This window comes from Microbacterium sp. GXF7504 (genome assembly GCF_054798235.1).
The window spans coordinates 588,999-604,677 of record NZ_JBSJZI010000002.1 but is presented as its reverse complement, the minus strand read 5'-3'; the positions used below and the strand labels follow the sequence as shown (position 1 = coordinate 604,677).

General features: G+C 71.6%; 17 protein-coding genes and 1 tRNA gene. 12 read left to right on the top strand and 6 right to left on the bottom strand.

Annotated features, from left to right (window positions below):
• Nucleotides 1-7: 7 nt before the first annotated feature.
• Nucleotides 8-646 carry an MBL fold metallo-hydrolase gene (locus tag ACWAUO_RS07055; RefSeq protein WP_460774208.1) on the bottom strand — a complete coding sequence of 213 codons (639 nt, stop codon included), beginning with the start codon at nt 644-646 and terminating at the stop codon, nt 8-10.
• A gap of 139 nt (nt 647-785) precedes the next feature.
• On the opposite strand from ACWAUO_RS07055, the gene ACWAUO_RS07050 reads away from it, so the two are divergent.
• The 3 genes from ACWAUO_RS07050 (at nt 786) to ACWAUO_RS07040 (ending at nt 2,457) form a co-directional block, all read left to right on the top strand.
• A tRNA-Glu gene (locus tag ACWAUO_RS07050) sits at nt 786-861 on the top strand.
• Nucleotides 862-997: 136 nt separating this feature from the next.
• Nucleotides 998-1,489 (top strand): hypothetical protein, encoded by a 492-nt coding sequence (locus tag ACWAUO_RS07045; protein WP_460774375.1) that lies wholly within the window; start codon nt 998-1,000, stop codon nt 1,487-1,489.
• The gene (locus tag ACWAUO_RS07040) at nt 1,486-2,457 is read left to right on the top strand and encodes a cation diffusion facilitator family transporter (protein ID WP_460774206.1); all 972 of its coding nucleotides are present in this window, start codon (nt 1,486-1,488) and stop codon (nt 2,455-2,457) included. The genes ACWAUO_RS07045 and ACWAUO_RS07040 overlap by 4 nt, the downstream gene beginning before the upstream one ends.
• Nucleotides 2,458-2,478: 21 nt before the next feature.
• On the opposite strand, the gene ACWAUO_RS07035 is transcribed toward ACWAUO_RS07040, so the two are convergent.
• The 3 genes from ACWAUO_RS07035 to ACWAUO_RS07025 all read right to left on the bottom strand — a co-directional run bounded on the left by ACWAUO_RS07035 (nt 2,479) and on the right by ACWAUO_RS07025 (nt 4,600).
• Nucleotides 2,479-3,543, bottom strand: a complete 1,065-nt coding sequence (locus ACWAUO_RS07035) for a DUF4349 domain-containing protein (protein ID WP_460774205.1) — start codon at nt 3,541-3,543, stop codon at nt 2,479-2,481.
• The gene (locus tag ACWAUO_RS07030; RefSeq protein ID WP_460774203.1) at nt 3,540-4,094 is read right to left on the bottom strand and encodes an RNA polymerase sigma factor; all 555 of its coding nucleotides are present in this window, start codon (nt 4,092-4,094) and stop codon (nt 3,540-3,542) included. The genes ACWAUO_RS07035 and ACWAUO_RS07030 overlap by 4 nt, the downstream gene beginning before the upstream one ends.
• An 86-nt stretch (nt 4,095-4,180) precedes the next feature.
• Nucleotides 4,181-4,600 (bottom strand): GIY-YIG nuclease family protein, encoded by a 420-nt coding sequence (locus ACWAUO_RS07025; protein ID WP_460774202.1) that lies wholly within the window; start codon nt 4,598-4,600, stop codon nt 4,181-4,183.
• Between the two features lie 160 nt (nt 4,601-4,760).
• Here ACWAUO_RS07025 and ACWAUO_RS07020 point away from each other — a divergent pair, with 160 nt between their 5' ends.
• From ACWAUO_RS07020 to ACWAUO_RS06985, 8 genes are all read left to right on the top strand, one after another.
• Nucleotides 4,761-5,945 (top strand): glycosyltransferase, encoded by a 1,185-nt coding sequence (locus ACWAUO_RS07020; RefSeq protein WP_460774200.1) that lies wholly within the window; start codon nt 4,761-4,763, stop codon nt 5,943-5,945.
• A 65-nt stretch (nt 5,946-6,010) separates the two neighbouring features.
• The gene (locus ACWAUO_RS07015) at nt 6,011-7,018 is read left to right on the top strand and encodes a TerC/Alx family metal homeostasis membrane protein (protein WP_460774198.1); all 1,008 of its coding nucleotides are present in this window, start codon (nt 6,011-6,013) and stop codon (nt 7,016-7,018) included.
• Between the two features lie 138 nt (nt 7,019-7,156).
• Nucleotides 7,157-8,620: a 3-isopropylmalate dehydratase large subunit gene (gene leuC, locus ACWAUO_RS07010; RefSeq protein ID WP_460774196.1), complete on the top strand. Its 1,464-nt coding sequence runs from the start codon at nt 7,157-7,159 to the stop codon at nt 8,618-8,620.
• Nucleotide 8,621: 1 nt separating this feature from the next.
• Entirely contained in the window at nt 8,622-9,233 is a 612-nt protein-coding gene (gene leuD / locus ACWAUO_RS07005; RefSeq protein WP_460774194.1) for a 3-isopropylmalate dehydratase small subunit, read from the top strand.
• 11 nt (nt 9,234-9,244) lie between these two features.
• Complete coding sequence (murA, locus tag ACWAUO_RS07000; protein WP_460774192.1) at nt 9,245-10,606, top strand: UDP-N-acetylglucosamine 1-carboxyvinyltransferase; 1,362 nt, start codon at nt 9,245-9,247, stop codon at nt 10,604-10,606.
• Complete coding sequence (locus ACWAUO_RS06995) at nt 10,606-11,376, top strand: lysophospholipid acyltransferase family protein (protein WP_460774191.1); 771 nt, start codon at nt 10,606-10,608, stop codon at nt 11,374-11,376. The genes murA and ACWAUO_RS06995 overlap by 1 nt, the downstream gene beginning before the upstream one ends.
• Nucleotides 11,360-12,493, top strand: coding sequence for an NAD(P)H-dependent glycerol-3-phosphate dehydrogenase (locus ACWAUO_RS06990; protein ID WP_460774189.1), 1,134 nt, complete (start codon nt 11,360-11,362; stop codon nt 12,491-12,493). The genes ACWAUO_RS06995 and ACWAUO_RS06990 overlap by 17 nt, the downstream gene beginning before the upstream one ends.
• Entirely contained in the window at nt 12,393-13,478 is a 1,086-nt protein-coding gene (locus tag ACWAUO_RS06985) for a D-alanine--D-alanine ligase family protein (protein ID WP_460774187.1), read from the top strand. Before ACWAUO_RS06990 ends, ACWAUO_RS06985 begins: the two co-directional genes overlap by 101 nt.
• A 105-nt stretch (nt 13,479-13,583) precedes the next feature.
• On the opposite strand, the gene ACWAUO_RS06980 is transcribed toward ACWAUO_RS06985, so the two are convergent.
• Nucleotides 13,584-14,060: a DUF3515 family protein gene (locus ACWAUO_RS06980; protein ID WP_460774185.1), complete on the bottom strand. Its 477-nt coding sequence runs from the start codon at nt 14,058-14,060 to the stop codon at nt 13,584-13,586.
• A gap of 80 nt (nt 14,061-14,140) precedes the next feature.
• On the opposite strand from ACWAUO_RS06980, the gene thiL reads away from it, so the two are divergent.
• Nucleotides 14,141-15,127 (top strand): thiamine-phosphate kinase, encoded by a 987-nt coding sequence (thiL, locus tag ACWAUO_RS06975; RefSeq protein ID WP_460774183.1) that lies wholly within the window; start codon nt 14,141-14,143, stop codon nt 15,125-15,127.
• On the opposite strand, the gene rsmD is transcribed toward thiL, so the two are convergent.
• Nucleotides 15,097-15,672, bottom strand: a complete 576-nt coding sequence (rsmD, locus tag ACWAUO_RS06970; RefSeq protein ID WP_460774181.1) for a 16S rRNA (guanine(966)-N(2))-methyltransferase RsmD — start codon at nt 15,670-15,672, stop codon at nt 15,097-15,099. The two genes, thiL and rsmD, sit on opposite strands and share 31 nt — an antisense overlap.
• Nucleotides 15,673-15,679: the final 7 nt, after the last annotated feature.

Sequence of the window (15,679 nt, the reverse complement as noted above, 5' to 3'; positions counted from 1 at the left end):
CGCGCGGTCAGATGTCGACCGAATCGCCGGGCTCGAGCTCGAGGAACTCGCCACCGTGCTGCTCGACCGCCCACTGCAGCCGGGCACGGCCGATGCCGAGGCCGGCGCGGGACAGCGTCATGTCGTGGGTGCCGAACGCCCGCGCGGGCTTGACCGCCAGCACGAAGTCCATCGCGTCGCCGATCTTCAGCCACGGGGCGCCGACGGGCGCGGCGAGCAGATCGACCTGCACACCCTCGGGCACCGCGTAGGAGTCACCGGGGTAGTAGAACGTGTCGTCGACGAGCACGCCGACGTTGTCGATGACGGGGATGCTCTCGTGGATCACCGCGTGCACCCCGCCGAAGAACCTCAGGGCGAACGGGCCGACGGCGATCGCGTCGCCGGGGGAGACGACCGTGACGTCGTACCCGGCGGCCGCCTTCGCGACCCCCTCCGGGGCGTAGATCGGGGTTCCGGGGTGGGTCTGCAGGATGCGGTCGAGGTGCTCCGGCGTCCAGTGGTCGGCGTGCTCGTGGGTGAGGACGACACCCACGATGCCGTGCAGGTCGGGGAGGGGCGAGGTGAAGCTGCCGGGGTCGATCACCAGCTTCTTGCCGTGCTTGTCGAGGACCAGTGCTGCATGCTCGTGCTTCGTCAGGCGCATGCATGCAGTCAACTCCGCGCGGGCGCCGTCGGGCAACCCGCCGCGGGCGACACGCGCGGGTGTCACGGGCCGATTTTGCGGGGGTTCGAACGCCGTGTCATACTTGATGAGTTGCCGGAACGGCAGCGAGAAAGTACAAGGCCCCATCGTATAGCGGCCTAGTACGCCGCCCTCTCACGGCGGTAACGCGGGTTCGAATCCCGCTGGGGTCACCATCAGAAGAAGCCCTCCGGTTCGCCGGAGGGCTTCTTCGTTTGCGCACCGGCGCCCCTGACCGGTCGAAGTCAAGCCGGGCGCGTGTCCTCCATCGCCGTCGCTATGGTCCGAGGGAAGGAGAGGAGCGTGATCGGCATGCGCTTCACGAGATCGCTGGGGGCCGTCGTCCTCGGCGCCGCGGTGCTGGCCTCGGCCGGATGCGGCGCGCACATCCCGACGGATCCCGACGGCACCCTCGATCGGGTACGCGGGGACGAACTGCGCGTGGGCGTGTCGCCCAACGCGGGCTTCGTCGAGGTCGACGGCGACGTCCCGAGCGGGACCGAGGTGCGGGCGATCGAGGCGTTCGCCGACTCGCTGGAGGCCGACGTCTCCTGGACCGTCGGGTCCGAGGAGGCCCTCGTGCGCGGGCTGGAGGACGACCGGCTCGACCTCGTCGCCGGCGGCATCACGGACGACACGCCGTGGGTGGACCGCGCCGGGATGAGCCGGCCCTACGCCGACGTCACGGACGCCGACGGCAGGACGCGTCACCTGGTCATGCTCGTCCCGCTCGGGGAGAACGCGTTCCTGTCCGAGCTGGAGACGTTCCTCGGGACGTACATCGAGGAAGAAGGCCTGCGATGAGCGCGGGCGCGGTGCGGTTCGGCGACACGGAACTACCGCAGCGGCAGGTCGAGATCCTCCGCCGCGCGATCCGCCTCGAGTGGATCACGATCGGATTCCTCGCCGTCACCGTCACGCTCGTGTTCCTCGTGCTCGGCAACTCGCAGGCGATGAAGGCCGCGTGGATCGAGGACCTGCTGTCGTTCATCCCCCCGCTCGCCTTCCTCGTCGCCGTGCGGTTCAACCGTCGACCGCCGACCCCACGGCACCCGTACGGGTTCCACCGGTCCGTCGGCGTCGGGCACCTCGTCGCGGCGGTCGCCCTGTGCGCCATGGGCGGCTACCTGATCGTCGACTCCGGCATCGGCCTCGTCACCGCCGAGCACCCGACCATCGGCACGGTCGAGCTGTTCGGGGTGACCCTGTGGCTCGGCTGGCTCATGATCGGCGTGATGGTGATCACCGGCATCCCTCCGGTGATCATCGGGCGGATGAAGATGCGGCTCGCGCGCGACCTGCACAACAAGGTGCTGTATGCGGACGCCGACATGAACAAGGCGGACTGGCAGACGGCGGTGGGCTCCATCGTCGGTGTCACGGGCATCGGGCTGGGGTTGTGGTGGCTCGACTCGGTCGCGGCGCTCTTCATCGCCGGGGGCATCCTCCGCGACGGATTGAAGAACCTCCGCGGCGCGGTCGCCGATCTCATGGACGAGCGTGCGACCACGTTCGACGACCGGAAGCCGCATCCGCTCGCGCACGAGGTCGACGAGTTCCTGTCCGCACTGCCGTGGGTCGACAGTGCCGGGAGTCGCGTCCGCGACGAGGGGCACGTCTTCCACATCGAGGCGTTCGTCGTCCCGGTGGACGGACGGATCCCCGACCTGGACGCGTTGGAGGCGGCTCGGCAGGGCTGCATCGACCTGGACTGGAAGGTGCAGGACATCGTGCTGGTGCCGGTCCGCGAGCTGCCCGCGGTCGTGTCGTAGCCGGCACCGGCCCGCGCCGGGTCAGCCGTCGGTGCGGTCCCCGCCGGCCCGCGATCGACGGCGGCGGACGAGCCGGACGACACCCCAGACGACGAGCGCTGCGATCGCCGCGACCGCGACCCAGGGGAGCAGGAACCCGAGGGCGACGACGACGCCGTTGGCGGCGGCGACCAGCCAGGACCACCCGGCGGTCAGACCGTCGCCGAACCCCGCCGGATCGGCGCTCACCCGTTCGGCGTCGGGCTCGACCGTGACCGTGAGGGTCGAGGACGCGACCTGGTCCCGGTACCACTCCAGTTGCTGCCGGTACGACTCCAGCTGCGCCTGCCGGTCGGCCAGCGCCGTCTCGGCCGCGATGAGGTCGGAGACGTCCTGCGCCTGGGCGAGGAGCGCCGTGAGCCGGTCGACGGACGCCTGGGATGCCGCCACGCGCGCCTCGAGGTCGATCGTCGCCGTCGTCACGTCCTGCCGGTCGACCGCGGTCGCGGTGACCGTCCCCACCTCCGAGAGTCGCGCCATCAGCGCGTCCAGTCGGTCCGCCGGAACCCGGACGGTGATCCAGGCGCCGCTTTCGGCGGACGGCACGGTCATCCCCTCCAGGTCGACGGCGCCGGGGCCGTCGCTGCCGACGCGCATCGCCTCGACATGCCCGCCGAGGTCCGCCGCCGAGGTGCCGATCCGATCCACGGCGGCCTCGACGTCGGCCGCGCGGACCGTGGCGGAGGCCGTCGTGATGACGGCGCGGGCCGTGGCATCGGCGGTGAACGCGGCGTCGCCGCGTTCGGCCTCGGCCGTCCCGGGCATCGGCGCCGACTCGATCGTGGCGTCCTCGAGCGCCACGCCCGAGTCCGCACCAGGCGCGACGAGGGTGCCGACCGCGGGGGAGAGGACGGCGGCGACCACCACGACCGCGGCCGCGGCACCCCCGACCACCCACCATCCGGTGCGGCGACCGCGGCGGCGGCGCGCCTGGTCGCGGTCGCGGGCGATGCCGGTGAACACGGCCTCCTCGATCGCGTCGATCCGTGACTCGTCCAGTGCGGGAAGCACCGCCGTGTCGTCGGCGTGCCGGTTGTCGGTGCTCATGTCTGCTCCTTCACGACGGTCCGCAGGCGCGTGCGGATGCGGGAGAGACGGTTCCGGACGACACCGTGTGCGACGCCCAGCTCCGCGGCCGCCGCAGCGTAGGCGTACCCCTCGGTCGCGCACAGGCGGAAGATCGCCCGGTCGAGCTCGCCGAGCCGGTCGACCTCGCGCAGGATCGCGTCCGCGAGCGCGTCGTCGACGACCTGCTGCTCGACGTCGACGCCGGCGGGGAGCGTCTCGTCGACGGCGTCCGCGGTGTGGGCGCGGTCCCGCGCACGACGGCGGATGCGGTTCGCCGCCTGGTACCGGCAGACGGTGGCGAGCCACGGCAGGAGGGACGTCCCCGCCAGTTCGAGCCCGGGAAGCTTCCGCCAGGCGACGATGAACGTCTCCTGGGTGATCTCCTCCGCATCGCCGCCGTCCCGGACGAGGCCGTGCGCGATCCAGTACACCGGGCGCACATACGCCCGGTACAGCGCACGGAACGCGTGCTCGCTCCCGGCCGCGGCCAGTGCCACGAGCGCGGTGTCGTCGCGCGGGTCCTCGTCCATCCCCACCCCTTCGGATCGTCTCTCGTCTTCGAGGTGTCCGGTCCGCGCCGATCGTCTCACGGAAGATCCGTCCAGGGCGGTCTCGCTCAGCCGGCGAGGGCGTCCGCGAACCAGCGCGCGTACCGCGCCCACGGTTCGCCCTGCGCGCGCAGCCCGGCGATGTGGGCGTCCAGCTCGGCGGTTCGGGTGAACCACTCGCCGCCCTCGCGGAACGCGGCGAACTGCAGGTGTCGTCGACGCTCGAGCTCCCGTCCGCCGCGCTCGAAGGCGAGCAACTCGTCGTGCCGGATGGCGGCGAGCCGTCGTCGCGGTGTCGCGCTGGTGCCGATCTTCACCCGCTCGGCGTAGCCGAGGTAGTAGACGACCTGGATGCGGGGGAGCGGAAGCTCCGGATCGGGCGCGTCGCCGTAGCGCCACCCGCACACCGCGCAGTGCGCGTCGCGGCCGCGGCGTTCCCCCGCCGTGGCACCGCACAGCGCGCATGGACCGGGGAGCTCAGTGGGCACGCGTCGACGCTACGCCCCGACGCCGACACCCGCGCTGTCCTCGGGTCGCAGGTTCAGGGTCGCCCCCCGCATGCCGTGTGAGCCGTCTCATGCACTGTTCACCCGCCGGAAACCCATCGTCCGCACCCGTCGTCCACGATCGGTGCACGGGAGGTGGACGATGGCGACACTGCGGGTGCTCAACCTGTACGAGGGCTTCTTCGCCGGTGGGGCGCGGGTGCTGCACACCGAGGTCGTGGCGGGGCTGCACGGCCCCACGCAACAGCACCGGGTGCTCTCGCTCTCGAACGCCGCGCATCGCGAGGGCACGGTGCAACCGATGGTCCGGGACCACCGGTACCGTCGACTCGTCGCCGCCGGGGTCGAGGTCGAGGCCTTCGACCGCACGGCCGGTGCGGAACCGCCTGCGCCGTGGTCGTTCACCGCCGAGCAGCTGGAACGGGCCGCCGACGCGGTCGCCCACGCCGACGTGGTCGTCGTGCTGAAGGAGCAGCCCGTGTCGCTCCTCCTCGCGCTCGGCGCACGCGGGATGCTGCCGGACGTGCCCGTCGTCGTGTGCCTTCACCGCTCCGACCCCGCCCACGCCGGTCCGGCGCTCGAGTGGCTCCGCACGGCGGCCGGGCGGGGGATCGTGGACGCAGCCGTCGCCTGCGCCGAGTCCACCGCATCCGCGTACGGCGCCGTCGGCGCCCTGCCGGGCGAATGGTCCGTCATCCCCAACGGCGTCGACCTCGGGCGCTTCCGCCCCGGCCGGGCGAGCGAACGCGCCCGCATCCGGCGGACGCTCGGGATCCCGGATGGCGTACCGGTCGTCCTCTCGGCCGCCCGGTTCGACCCGATGAAGGACCCCGAGCTGTTCCTGCGCGCGGTCGCCGCCCACACCGCGCGGTCGGATGCGCATTACGTGCTGTGCGGCGCCGGCATGGAGCGCGGAAACGTCGCGCTCCGCGAGCTCGTCGCCCGCACGGGCGCGGATGCCGCGCCGCTGCATCTGCTGGGCATCCGGGACGACATGGAGTCGCTCTACCGGATCGCGGACGTGGTCGCGCTCACGAGCGCCTACGGCGAGGCCTCGCCCCTGTGCCTGCTCGAGGGTGCGGCCAGCGGTGCCGTGCCGGTGACCACGGACGTCGGCGACGCCGCGGTGCGCACCGCCGGGTTCGGCCTGGTCACGGGCCGGTGCCCCACGCAGGTCGCGGCGATGTGGGACGAGGTCGTGGCGGGGCGTCGACGGCTGCGTGCCCGGACGATCGCGTCGCGCCCCGCACTCGACCGGCGGCACATGATCGAGGCGTATCGGGCCGTCCTCGAGCGGGCGGCGGATGCGGGACGACTCGCCGCCTGAGGCGCCCCCGTAGACTGGATCGGACCGGTCGGGAGACCCCCCGCATCCGCTTCCGGAAGGTTTCCATGGGCTTCGAGATCCCGGTGTGGTTCCAGATCACCGCACTGGTCGTGTTGAGCGTCATCCTGCTCGCCGACCTGCTGCTGATCCTCAAGCGTCCCCACATCCCCTCCGTGAAGGAGGCGACCGGGTGGATCGTCTTCTACGTCGCGTTGGCGTTGGTGTTCGCCGTGGTGCTGCTGGGCGTCACCGGGAGCGGGGATGCGGCGGGGGAGTTCCTCGCCGGATGGCTCACCGAGTACAGCCTCTCGGTCGACAACCTCTTCGTCTTCGTGCTGCTGATGACGCAGTTCTCCGTGCCGCGGCGCTATCAGCAGGAGGTGCTGATGGTGGGCATCATCATCGCGCTCGTGCTGCGCGGACTGTTCATCCTGCTCGGCGCCACGCTCATCGAGAACTTCAGCTGGATCTTCTACATCTTCGGCGCGTTCCTCGTCTTCACCGCCTGGCGCCAGGCCTTCCCCGGCAAGGAGGACGACGACGCGAACGCGGAGACGTGGATCGTGCGGTTCCTGCGCCGGTTCATCGACATCACCGACCACTACGACGGGTCGAAGCTGCGCACCACGTTCCAGGGCAAGCGGATGTTCACGCCGATGCTGCTCGTGTTCATCGCGATCGGGTTCACCGACCTCATCTTCGCGATCGACTCGATCCCGGCGATCTTCGGCATCACCCGCAGCGCCTTCATCGTGTTCACCACGAACCTGTTCGCGCTCATGGGGCTGCGCCAGCTCTACTTCCTCCTCGGGGGGCTGCTCGACCGCCTGCGCTACCTCCACTTCGGCATCGCGTTCATCCTCGCGTTCATCGGCGTGAAGCTCTTCCTGCACGCCCTCCACGAGAACGAGGTGCCGTTCATCAACGGCGGCCACCCGGTCGAGTGGGCGCCGGAGATCTCCACGTGGATCTCGCTCGGCGTCATCGTGCTCGCGATGGCGGTCGCCACGGTCGCGAGCGTCGTCGGTGCGCGGCGGGAGGCGAAGCGCGAAGCCGTCGATGGCGCGGACTGACCGGCGCCCGGTGGTAGCCTGAGCGGGTGCGGATCGCTCTCCTCCTCCTTAGCGGCCGCGACGGGTGCTCGTTCCAAGCCTGACTCGTCGCGGAGTTCGTCGCGGGCTTGCCACCCTCTTCACTGGAGTACGACAACCATGAGCATTTCTGCATCCGACGTCCCCGAGCGTCCCCGCACCCTGGCCGAGAAGGTCTGGGACAACCACCTCGTCGTCAAGGGCGAGAACGGCGAGCCCGACCTCATCTACATCGACCTGCACCTGGTCCACGAGGTGACCAGCCCGCAGGCGTTCGACGGCCTGCGCGCCGAGGGCCGTCCGGTCCGCCGGCTCGATCTCACGATCGCGACCGAGGACCACAACACCCCGACGCTCGACATCGACAAGCCGATCGCCGACATCACCAGCCGCACCCAGATCGAGACGCTGCGCCGCAACGCCGCCGAGTTCGGCGTGCGCATCCACTCGCTGGGCGACGCCGAGCAGGGCATCGTCCACGTGGTCGGCCCGCAGCTCGGCCTCACGATGCCCGGTGTCACGGTCGTCTGCGGCGACTCGCACACCTCCACCCACGGCGCGTTCGGCGCGATGGCGTTCGGCATCGGCACGAGCGAAGTCGAGCACGTGCTGGCCACGCAGACCCTGCCGCTGAAGCCGTTCAAGACCATGGCCATCACGGTCGAGGGCGAACTGAAGCCCGGTGTCACCGCGAAGGACATCATCCTCGCCGTCATCGCGAAGATCGGCACCAACGGCGGCCAGGGCTACGTGCTGGAGTTCCGCGGCAGCGCCATCCGCTCCCTCTCGATGGAGGGGCGCATGACGATGTGCAACATGTCGATCGAGGCCGGTGCCCGCGCCGGCATGGTCGCGCCCGACGAGACGACCTTCGCCTACCTCGAGGGGCGCCCGCACGCGCCCAAGGGGCAGGACTGGGAGGATGCGGTCGCCTACTGGCGCACGCTCCCCAGCGACGAGGGCGCGGTGTACGACGCCGAGGTGTTCCTCGACGCGAACGAGCTCGAGCCGTTCGTCACCTGGGGTACGAACCCGGGCCAGGGCGTCTCGCTGAACGACGTCATCCCCACGCCGTCCGACTTCACCGACCCGAACGAGCGGGTGGCCGCCGAGCGGGCGCTGGAGTACATGGACCTGCAGCCCGGTACGCCGCTGAAGGACGTCAAGGTCGATGCCGTGTTCATGGGGTCCTGCACCAACAGCCGCATCGAGGACCTGCGCGCGTTCGCGTCCGTCGTGAAGGGCCGCAAGAAGGCCGACGGCGTGCGCGTGATGGTCGTGCCGGGGTCGGCCCGCGTCCGGTTGGAGGCCGAGGCCGAGGGGCTCGACAAGGTCTTCACCGAGTTCGGCGCCGAGTGGCGCTTCGCCGGCTGCTCGATGTGCCTGGGCATGAACCCCGACCAGCTCGCCCCGGGCGAGCGCTGCGCGTCCACCTCGAACCGCAACTTCGAAGGACGTCAGGGCAAGGGCGGTCGCACCCACCTGGTCTCCCCGCTCGTCGCCGCGGCGACCGCCGTGCGCGGCACGCTCTCGAGCCCGAGCGACCTCGAACCCGTCGAACAGCTGATCGGAGCGGAGGTCTGACATGGAGAAGTTCAGCAGCCACACCGGCGTCGTCGCCCCCCTGCGCCGCTCCGCGGTCGACACCGACCAGATCATCCCCGCCGTCTACCTCAAGCGGGTCACCAAGACCGGCTTCGAGGACGCCCTGTTCGCCAACTGGCGCCAGGACCCGGCGTTCCTCCTCAACCAGCCCGCGTACACGAACGCGTCCATCCTCGTGGCCGGCCCCGACTTCGGCACCGGCTCGAGCCGCGAGCACGCCGTCTGGGCGCTGCGGGACTACGGCTTCCGGGTCGTGCTCAGCCCGAAGTTCGCCGACATCTTCCGCGGCAACGCGGGCAAGCAGGGCCTCGTGACCGGCGTCATCACCGAAGCCGACGTCGAGGCCATCTGGGCCGCGGCGGAGGCCGCGCCCGGCGCCGAGATGACCGTCGACCTGGTCGAGCGGACCGCCGTGCTCGGCGACCTCCGGGTTTCGTTCGACATCGACGATTACACTAGGTGGCGCCTGCTGGAGGGGCTCGACGACATCGGGCTGACCCTCCGCAACGAAGACAAGATCGCCGCCTACGAAGCGCGACGAGAATCCTGGAAGCCCCGGACGCTACCCGTTCAGCAGCTTCCCGCACAGTGAGGGAACGCCCCATGACACTCCTCGGCGAGACCAACGCGACAGGCAAGAAGGCGACCGAGGGGGAGATCCTCTCGATCCGAGGCGGGCGGGCGCTGTCCGGCACCGTCGAGGTGAAGGGCGCCAAGAACCTCGTCACCAAGGCCATGGTCGCCTCGCTCCTCGGCGAGGAGCCCAGCATCCTCCGCGACGTCCCGGACATCAGTGACGTCGCCGTGGTGCGCTCCCTCCTCGAGGTCCACGGCGTCCGCGTCGCCGAGGGTCCGGAGGCGGGCTCCCTCAGCCTCGACCCCTCGGACGTCGAGAGCGCCCACATGGAGGAGATCGACGCGCACGCCGGTGCGTCCCGCATCCCGATCCTCTTCTGCGGCCCGCTGCTGCACCGCCTGGGTCAGGCGTTCATCCCCGACCTCGGCGGCTGCCGCATCGGCGACCGCCCGATCGACTTCCACCTCGACGCGCTGCGCAAGTTCGGCGCCGTCGTCGAGAAGCTGCCGAGCGGCATCCGCCTGTCGGCGCCGCAGGGGCTCCACGGTGCGAGCATCCACCTCCCGTACCCGAGCGTCGGGGCCACCGAGCAGGTGCTGCTCACGGCCGTGCGCGCCCGCGGCACCACGGAACTGCGCAACGCCGCGATCGAGCCCGAGATCATGGACCTCATCGGCGTGCTGCAGAAGATGGGCGCCATCATCTCGTACGAGCCGAACCGCGTCATCGTCATCGAGGGCGTCGACAAGCTCCGCGGCTACGACCACCGCGCCATCTTCGACCGCAACGAGGCGGCGAGCTGGGCCTGCGCCGCGCTCGCGACCGACGGCGAGATCTTCGTTGCCGGCGCGAAGCAGCAGGACATGCTCACGTTCCTGAACGTGGTGCGCAAGATCGGCGGCGACTTCGACATCCGCGAGGACGGCATCCTCTTCCGCCGCGGCGGCGACCTGCGCGCCACCACGGTCGAGACCGACGTGCACCCCGGGTTCATGACGGACTGGCAGCAGCCGCTCATCGTCGCGCTGACGCAGGCGGAGGGACGCTCGATCGTCCACGAGACCGTCTACGAGAACCGCTTCGGCTTCACGCAGGCGCTGGTGAAGATGGGCGCGGACATCACGGTCTACCCGAACGGCCTGCAGGACGGTCCCCGCCGTGTGCCGCGCCGCACGCTCGAGCAGGCGGCCGTCATCGAGGGGCCGACGCCGCTGCGCGGCGCCGACATCACCGTGCCCGACCTGCGCGGCGGCTACAGCCACGTCATCGCCGCGCTGGCCGCCGAGGGCGAATCGGTCGTCCGCAACATCGGCATCATCCGCCGCGGCTACGCCGACTTCCTCGACAAGCTCTCGGCACTCGGCGCCGACTTCTCCGTGATCGGCTGATGGCGCGCCACCGCAGACACGTCGACCGCGAGAAGTCGCGGCTGAGCGTCTTCTGGTTGCTCGGGGCGATCATCGTCCCGGTCTTCGGGATCTTCGCGAAGATCGAGATCGAGGGCGAGGAGCACCTGCCCGAGCGCGGGCCGTTCGTGCTCACCCCCAACCACTACAGCGAGGTCGACCCGCTCGTCATCGCGATCTCGGTCTGGCGGCTCGGGCGCGCACCCCGGTTCTTCGCGAAGGAGAGCCTGTTCCGCGTCCCGGTCCTCGGACCGGCGATGCGCAAGGCGGGCATGATCCCCATCGCGCGACAGTCGTCGTCCTCGGCCGCGAAGGAGACGCTGGACACGGCCCGGAAGCTCGTCGCCACCGGCTCCGGCATCATCGTGTACCCGGAGGGCACGCTCACCCGCGACCCCGACCTCTGGCCGATGCGCGGCAAGACGGGCGCGGCCCGGCTCGCGCTCGCGGGCGACCTGCCGCTCATCCCGGTGGCGCAGTGGGGCGCGCAGGAGATCATGCCGCGCTACGGCGCGTTCCGCTTCTGGGCGCTGCGTCGGCGCGTGCGCGTGAAGTTCGGCGCCCCGCTCGACCTGTCCGGGTCGAAGGAGCACGCCAACGAGTCCGCCGAGCAGGCGCGGGTCACCGGTGTGCTGATGAACGAACTCGCGCACCTGCTCGAGGGGCTGCGCGGCGAGACCGCCCCTGCGGAGCGGTGGAACCCCGTCGCGCACGGGCAGAAGGAGACGGGACGCCTTGAGCCGGAAGCCTGAGCCCGCACCCCGCGTCGCGGTGCTCGGCGCCGGCAGCTGGGGCACCACGTTCGGCAAGATCCTCGCCGACGGCGGCGCGCACGTCACGATGTGGGCGCGGCGGCCCGAGCTCGCCTCGGAGATCCGCACCACCCACCGCAACAGCAAGTACCTGCCCGGCATCAACCTGCCGCGCAACATGAGCGCGACCGCCGACCTCGCCGAGGCCATCGACGGCGCCACCCAGATCTACCTCTCGGTGCCCAGCCAGACCCTGCGGGCGAACCTCATCGGCATCCGTCCGCTCGTCGAGCAGTCGGACGTGCCGATCGTGTCGCTCATGAAGGGCGTCGAGAAGCGCACCGGGATGCGGATGAGCGAGGTCATCGAGCAGGAGCTGCGCTGCGACCCCGCGCGCATCGCCGTCGCCTCCGGCCCGAACCTGGCGCTCGAGATCGCGCAGGAGCAGCCGACGGCCGCGGTCATCGCCTCCAGCAGCCTGGAGACGGCGGAGGCCGTCGCCATCCGCGCCCGCAACCGGTACTTCCGCACGTTCGTGAACACCGACGTCATCGGCACCGAGTTCGGCGGCGTGCTGAAGAACCTCATCGCCGTCGCGATCGGCATCGTCGACGGCGTCGGGTACGGCGAGAACACGAAGGCCTCCATCATCACGCGCGGGCTCGTCGAGATGACCGACTTCGCGGTCGCGAACGGCGCGCAGCCCGAGACCCTGCAGGGCCTCGCCGGCCTCGGCGACCTCATCGCGACGTGCCAGTCGCCCCTCAGCCGCAACAACACCGCCGGGCGACTGCTCGGGCAGGGGTACAGCTTCCAGGACGTGGTCGAGCACATGCAGCAGACCGCCGAGGGCCTCGGATCGGTCGCGCCGATCCTGCAGCTCGCGCGGTCGAGCGGCGTGCAGATGCCGATCGTCGAGCAGGTCAAGCGGGTGCTCGACGGCACGATGGACCCGCGCGAGATCGCACCGCACCTGACCACCGACGACGACACCCCACAGGGGGAGAGGACCCAGCATGGACAAGCCGGCAGTGGCGGTGCTCTTCGGCGGGCGCTCCAGCGAGCACTCGATCAGTTCCGCAACGGCGGGCGGGGTGCTCCGCGCGATCGATCGTGAGCGCTTCCGGGTCGTCCCGGTCGGCCTGACCCGCGAGGGCGCGTTCGTCCTCGAGGACGACGACCCGGACAAGTTCCGGATGGACCCGGCGCGCATGCCGGCGGTCGCGGACAACGGCACTCGCATCATCTGGCCCGAGGCGGCCGGCGACCGCATCCTGCGCGTCCGCCGCACCGACGGGACGGTCGACGAGCTCGGCCCGGTCGACGTGGTGCTGCCGATCCTGCACGGTGCGCACGGCGAGGACGGCACCATCCAGGGCTTCTTCGACACGCTCGAACTGCCGTACGCGGGCGGCGGCGTGCTGGACTCCGCGGTCTGCATGGACAAGCACTTCATGAAGGTCGCCCTCGCCGCATCCGGTGTGCCCGTCGCGCCCGGGATCACGGTGCGCGCGCAGGAGTGGGAGACCGACGCGGACGGCGTGCGGGCCCGGATGGACGGCCTGTCGTACCCGCTGTTCGTGAAGCCGTGCCGTGCGGGATCGAGCGTCGGTGTCTCGAAGGTGCACGGCCCGGACGAGATCGCCGAGGCCATGCGCATCGCGTTCGCCGAGGACGACAAGGTGCTCGTCGAGGCGGGCGTGATCGGCCGGGAGGTCGAGGTCGGCGTGCTCGAGGGCCGCGACGGCGGTCCGGCGCGCGCCTCGCTCCCGGGTGAGATCGTGCTGAGCGGCCGCGAGTTCTACGACTTCGAGGGCAAGTACCTCGGCGGCGACGGCGTCGACGTGGTCTGCCCGGCGGCGCTCACCGACGACGAGATCGAGATGCTGCGCGCCATGGCGCTCCGCGCGTTCGCCGCCGTCGACGGGCGTGGCCTCGCCCGCGTGGACTTCTTCCTCACCGCCGACGGCCCGGTCGTGAACGAGCTCAACACGATGCCCGGCTTCACGCCGATCTCGATGTTCCCCAAGTGCTGGATCGCGTCCGGCATGAGCTACCCGGACCTCATCTCCGAACTCATCGACACCGCGCTCGCCCGCTGACCCGCCCGCGCCGCAGCAGGAGAAATCCGGAGAACAGGAGGATCCGCAGCGGATCGTCCTGATCCGGTGATCTCTCCTGATCTGGTGCGGGCGGATGCGGCGGGGTCAGGCCGCGGGGCGCTCGGTGCACTCGGCGGTGCGCGGCAGCGTGCCGACGAGGGGTGCGAGCCCGGCGAGGACGTTCCGCACGTCGTAACTGGCGACGGCGTCGTAGTCGACGTACACCTCGACCGCCGGCTGCCGGCCGAAGGTCGTGAACCGGACCCGGGGCGAGTCCGAATCGTCGACGAGCCAGTCGATGCCCTCGACGCTCTGGCAGAGCAGTTCGGATGCGGCGGGCGCCTCGACGCCGCAGGTGAGCAGGATGGCGGCCGGGTCGCCCCAGGCGCCGGTCGCCTGGGCGTCGGTCCAGCGTCGTTCCTGACCGGCGAGCCGGTCGGGGAGGTACGCCGTGACGCGCGCGCACGCCGGATCGTTCGCCTCCGGGGCCGCCTGCAGCGACACCGTGCCGGCGCACCCGGTGAGCCCGGCGGCCGCTGCGACGAGGACGGCGAGCAGACGGGCGGAGCGGGTGCGGATCACCCCTCCAGGCTAACCCGGCCCCGTCGACGCCCCGGCCGCGGGCGGCGCGGCCGGAGCCCGTGGCTCGGTAGCGTGGAGGCATGGACGAGACGGTCGGCGCACTGGGTGAGCGGGAGGTGCTCCGCCGCATCCTCGACCGGATCGGACCGAGCGCTGCGGAGGTGGGGCCCGGCGACGACGCGGCAGTGCTGCGCGCGCCCGGTGGGCGCGTCGTCGTCACCACGGACACCCTCGTGCACGGACCGGACTTCCGGCTCGCCTGGTCGAGCGGATCCGACCTCGGCTGGAAGTCCGCGGCGGTGAACCTCGCCGACGTCGCCGCGATGGGGGCGCACCCGACGGCCCTCTTCGTCGCCCTCGCGATGCCGGACGACACCGAGGTCGCGTTCGTCGAGGCCCTCGCGGACGGGCTCCGCGAGGCCTGCGCGGCGCTCGCGCCCGACTGCGCGGTCGAGGGCGGCGACCTCGCCGCATCCGACACGCTCACGATCGCGGTCACCGCCCTCGGCGTGCTCCCGGACGGCGAGCCGGTGCTCCGGTCCGGGGCACGCCCGGGCGACATCGTCGCGCTCGCGGGCGACGCGGGCGTCGCGGCGCGCGGGCTGCGGCTGCTGTTCGACCGGTTCCGCGACGCCGACGGCGTGCCGATCCGCGTCACGCCCGACCTCGTCGCCACGCTGCCCGAGGAGGACCGTGCCGCGCTCGCCCGACAGCTCCGCCCCATGCCGCCGATCGCGCTCGGCCCTGCCGCCGCGGCGGCGGGTGCGACGGCGATGATGGACGTCTCCGACGGCCTCGTGCTGGATGCGGCACGGCTCGCGGCCGCATCCGGGGTCACGGTCCTGCTCGATTCCGGCGTGTTCGCCGACCCGGCGCTCGCGCTCGGCGGCGGCGAGGACCACGCCCTGCTCGCGACCTTCCCGGCCGACACGGCACTGCCCGACGGCTTCCGGCGGATCGGCGCGGTGCGGGATGCGGGTGCGCACCCGGTGCTCGTCGACGGCGCGCCGCCGGCCGGCCGCGGCGGCTGGGACCCCTACGCGGACTGGGATTCGGCGAGGGGCTGAGCCCACCACACCGCGGTGTCGCCGTAGACCTTGGCGCGCACCTGCTCGAGCCCCGCGGCCGCCCAGTCCGGTTCGCTCGCCCGCTTGCCGCGCTCGACCACGACGAGCGCGTCGGCGCTCAGGCGTGAGGCGAGCAGCCGCAGGTCCTCGTCCATGTCGGCGTCCGAGAGCTCGTACGGCGGATCGGTGAACACGAGGTCGAACGCCTCCGTGTGCTGTCGCAGGAACGCCTGCACCCCGCTCCGATGCACCCGTGCCGGCGCGCCGACGACCTTCGCGACCCGGGCCGCGTTCCGCTGCGCGACGGATGCGGCGGAGCCCGCCTTCTCGACGAGGTCGGCGCTGCGGCCGCCACGGCTGAGCGCCTCGAGCCCGAGCGCGCCGGAGCCCGCGTACAGGTCGAGTACGCGGGCGCCCGCGATCGCGTCCGCGCTCTCGAGTGCACCGAACAACGATTCGCGCACGCGTTCGCTGGTGGGGCGGGTGCCGCGGTCGGGCACGTCCAGTCGGGTGCCGCCGGCGGAACCGGCGATGATCCGGGTCACCGTCCCA

What these genes read in the sequence shown, in the direction of transcription:
- ACWAUO_RS07055 (WP_460774208.1), bottom strand. Translation starts at nt 646, where the DNA reads ATGCGCCTGACGAAGCACGAGCATGCAGCACTGGTCCTCGACAAGCAC.
- ACWAUO_RS07045 (WP_460774375.1), top strand. Translation starts at nt 998, where the DNA reads ATGCGCTTCACGAGATCGCTGGGGGCCGTCGTCCTCGGCGCCGCGGTG.
- ACWAUO_RS07040 (WP_460774206.1), top strand. Translation starts at nt 1,486, where the DNA reads ATGAGCGCGGGCGCGGTGCGGTTCGGCGACACGGAACTACCGCAGCGG.
- ACWAUO_RS07035 (WP_460774205.1), bottom strand. Translation starts at nt 3,543, where the DNA reads ATGAGCACCGACAACCGGCACGCCGACGACACGGCGGTGCTTCCCGCA.
- ACWAUO_RS07030 (WP_460774203.1), bottom strand. Translation starts at nt 4,094, where the DNA reads ATGGACGAGGACCCGCGCGACGACACCGCGCTCGTGGCACTGGCCGCG.
- ACWAUO_RS07020 (WP_460774200.1), top strand. Translation starts at nt 4,761, where the DNA reads ATGGCGACACTGCGGGTGCTCAACCTGTACGAGGGCTTCTTCGCCGGT.
- ACWAUO_RS07015 (WP_460774198.1), top strand. Translation starts at nt 6,011, where the DNA reads ATGGGCTTCGAGATCCCGGTGTGGTTCCAGATCACCGCACTGGTCGTG.
- leuC (WP_460774196.1), top strand. Translation starts at nt 7,157, where the DNA reads ATGAGCATTTCTGCATCCGACGTCCCCGAGCGTCCCCGCACCCTGGCC.
- leuD (WP_460774194.1), top strand. Translation starts at nt 8,622, where the DNA reads ATGGAGAAGTTCAGCAGCCACACCGGCGTCGTCGCCCCCCTGCGCCGC.
- murA (WP_460774192.1), top strand. Translation starts at nt 9,245, where the DNA reads ATGACACTCCTCGGCGAGACCAACGCGACAGGCAAGAAGGCGACCGAG.
- ACWAUO_RS06995 (WP_460774191.1), top strand. Translation starts at nt 10,606, where the DNA reads ATGGCGCGCCACCGCAGACACGTCGACCGCGAGAAGTCGCGGCTGAGC.
- ACWAUO_RS06985 (WP_460774187.1), top strand. Translation starts at nt 12,393, where the DNA reads ATGGACAAGCCGGCAGTGGCGGTGCTCTTCGGCGGGCGCTCCAGCGAG.
- thiL (WP_460774183.1), top strand. Translation starts at nt 14,141, where the DNA reads ATGGACGAGACGGTCGGCGCACTGGGTGAGCGGGAGGTGCTCCGCCGC.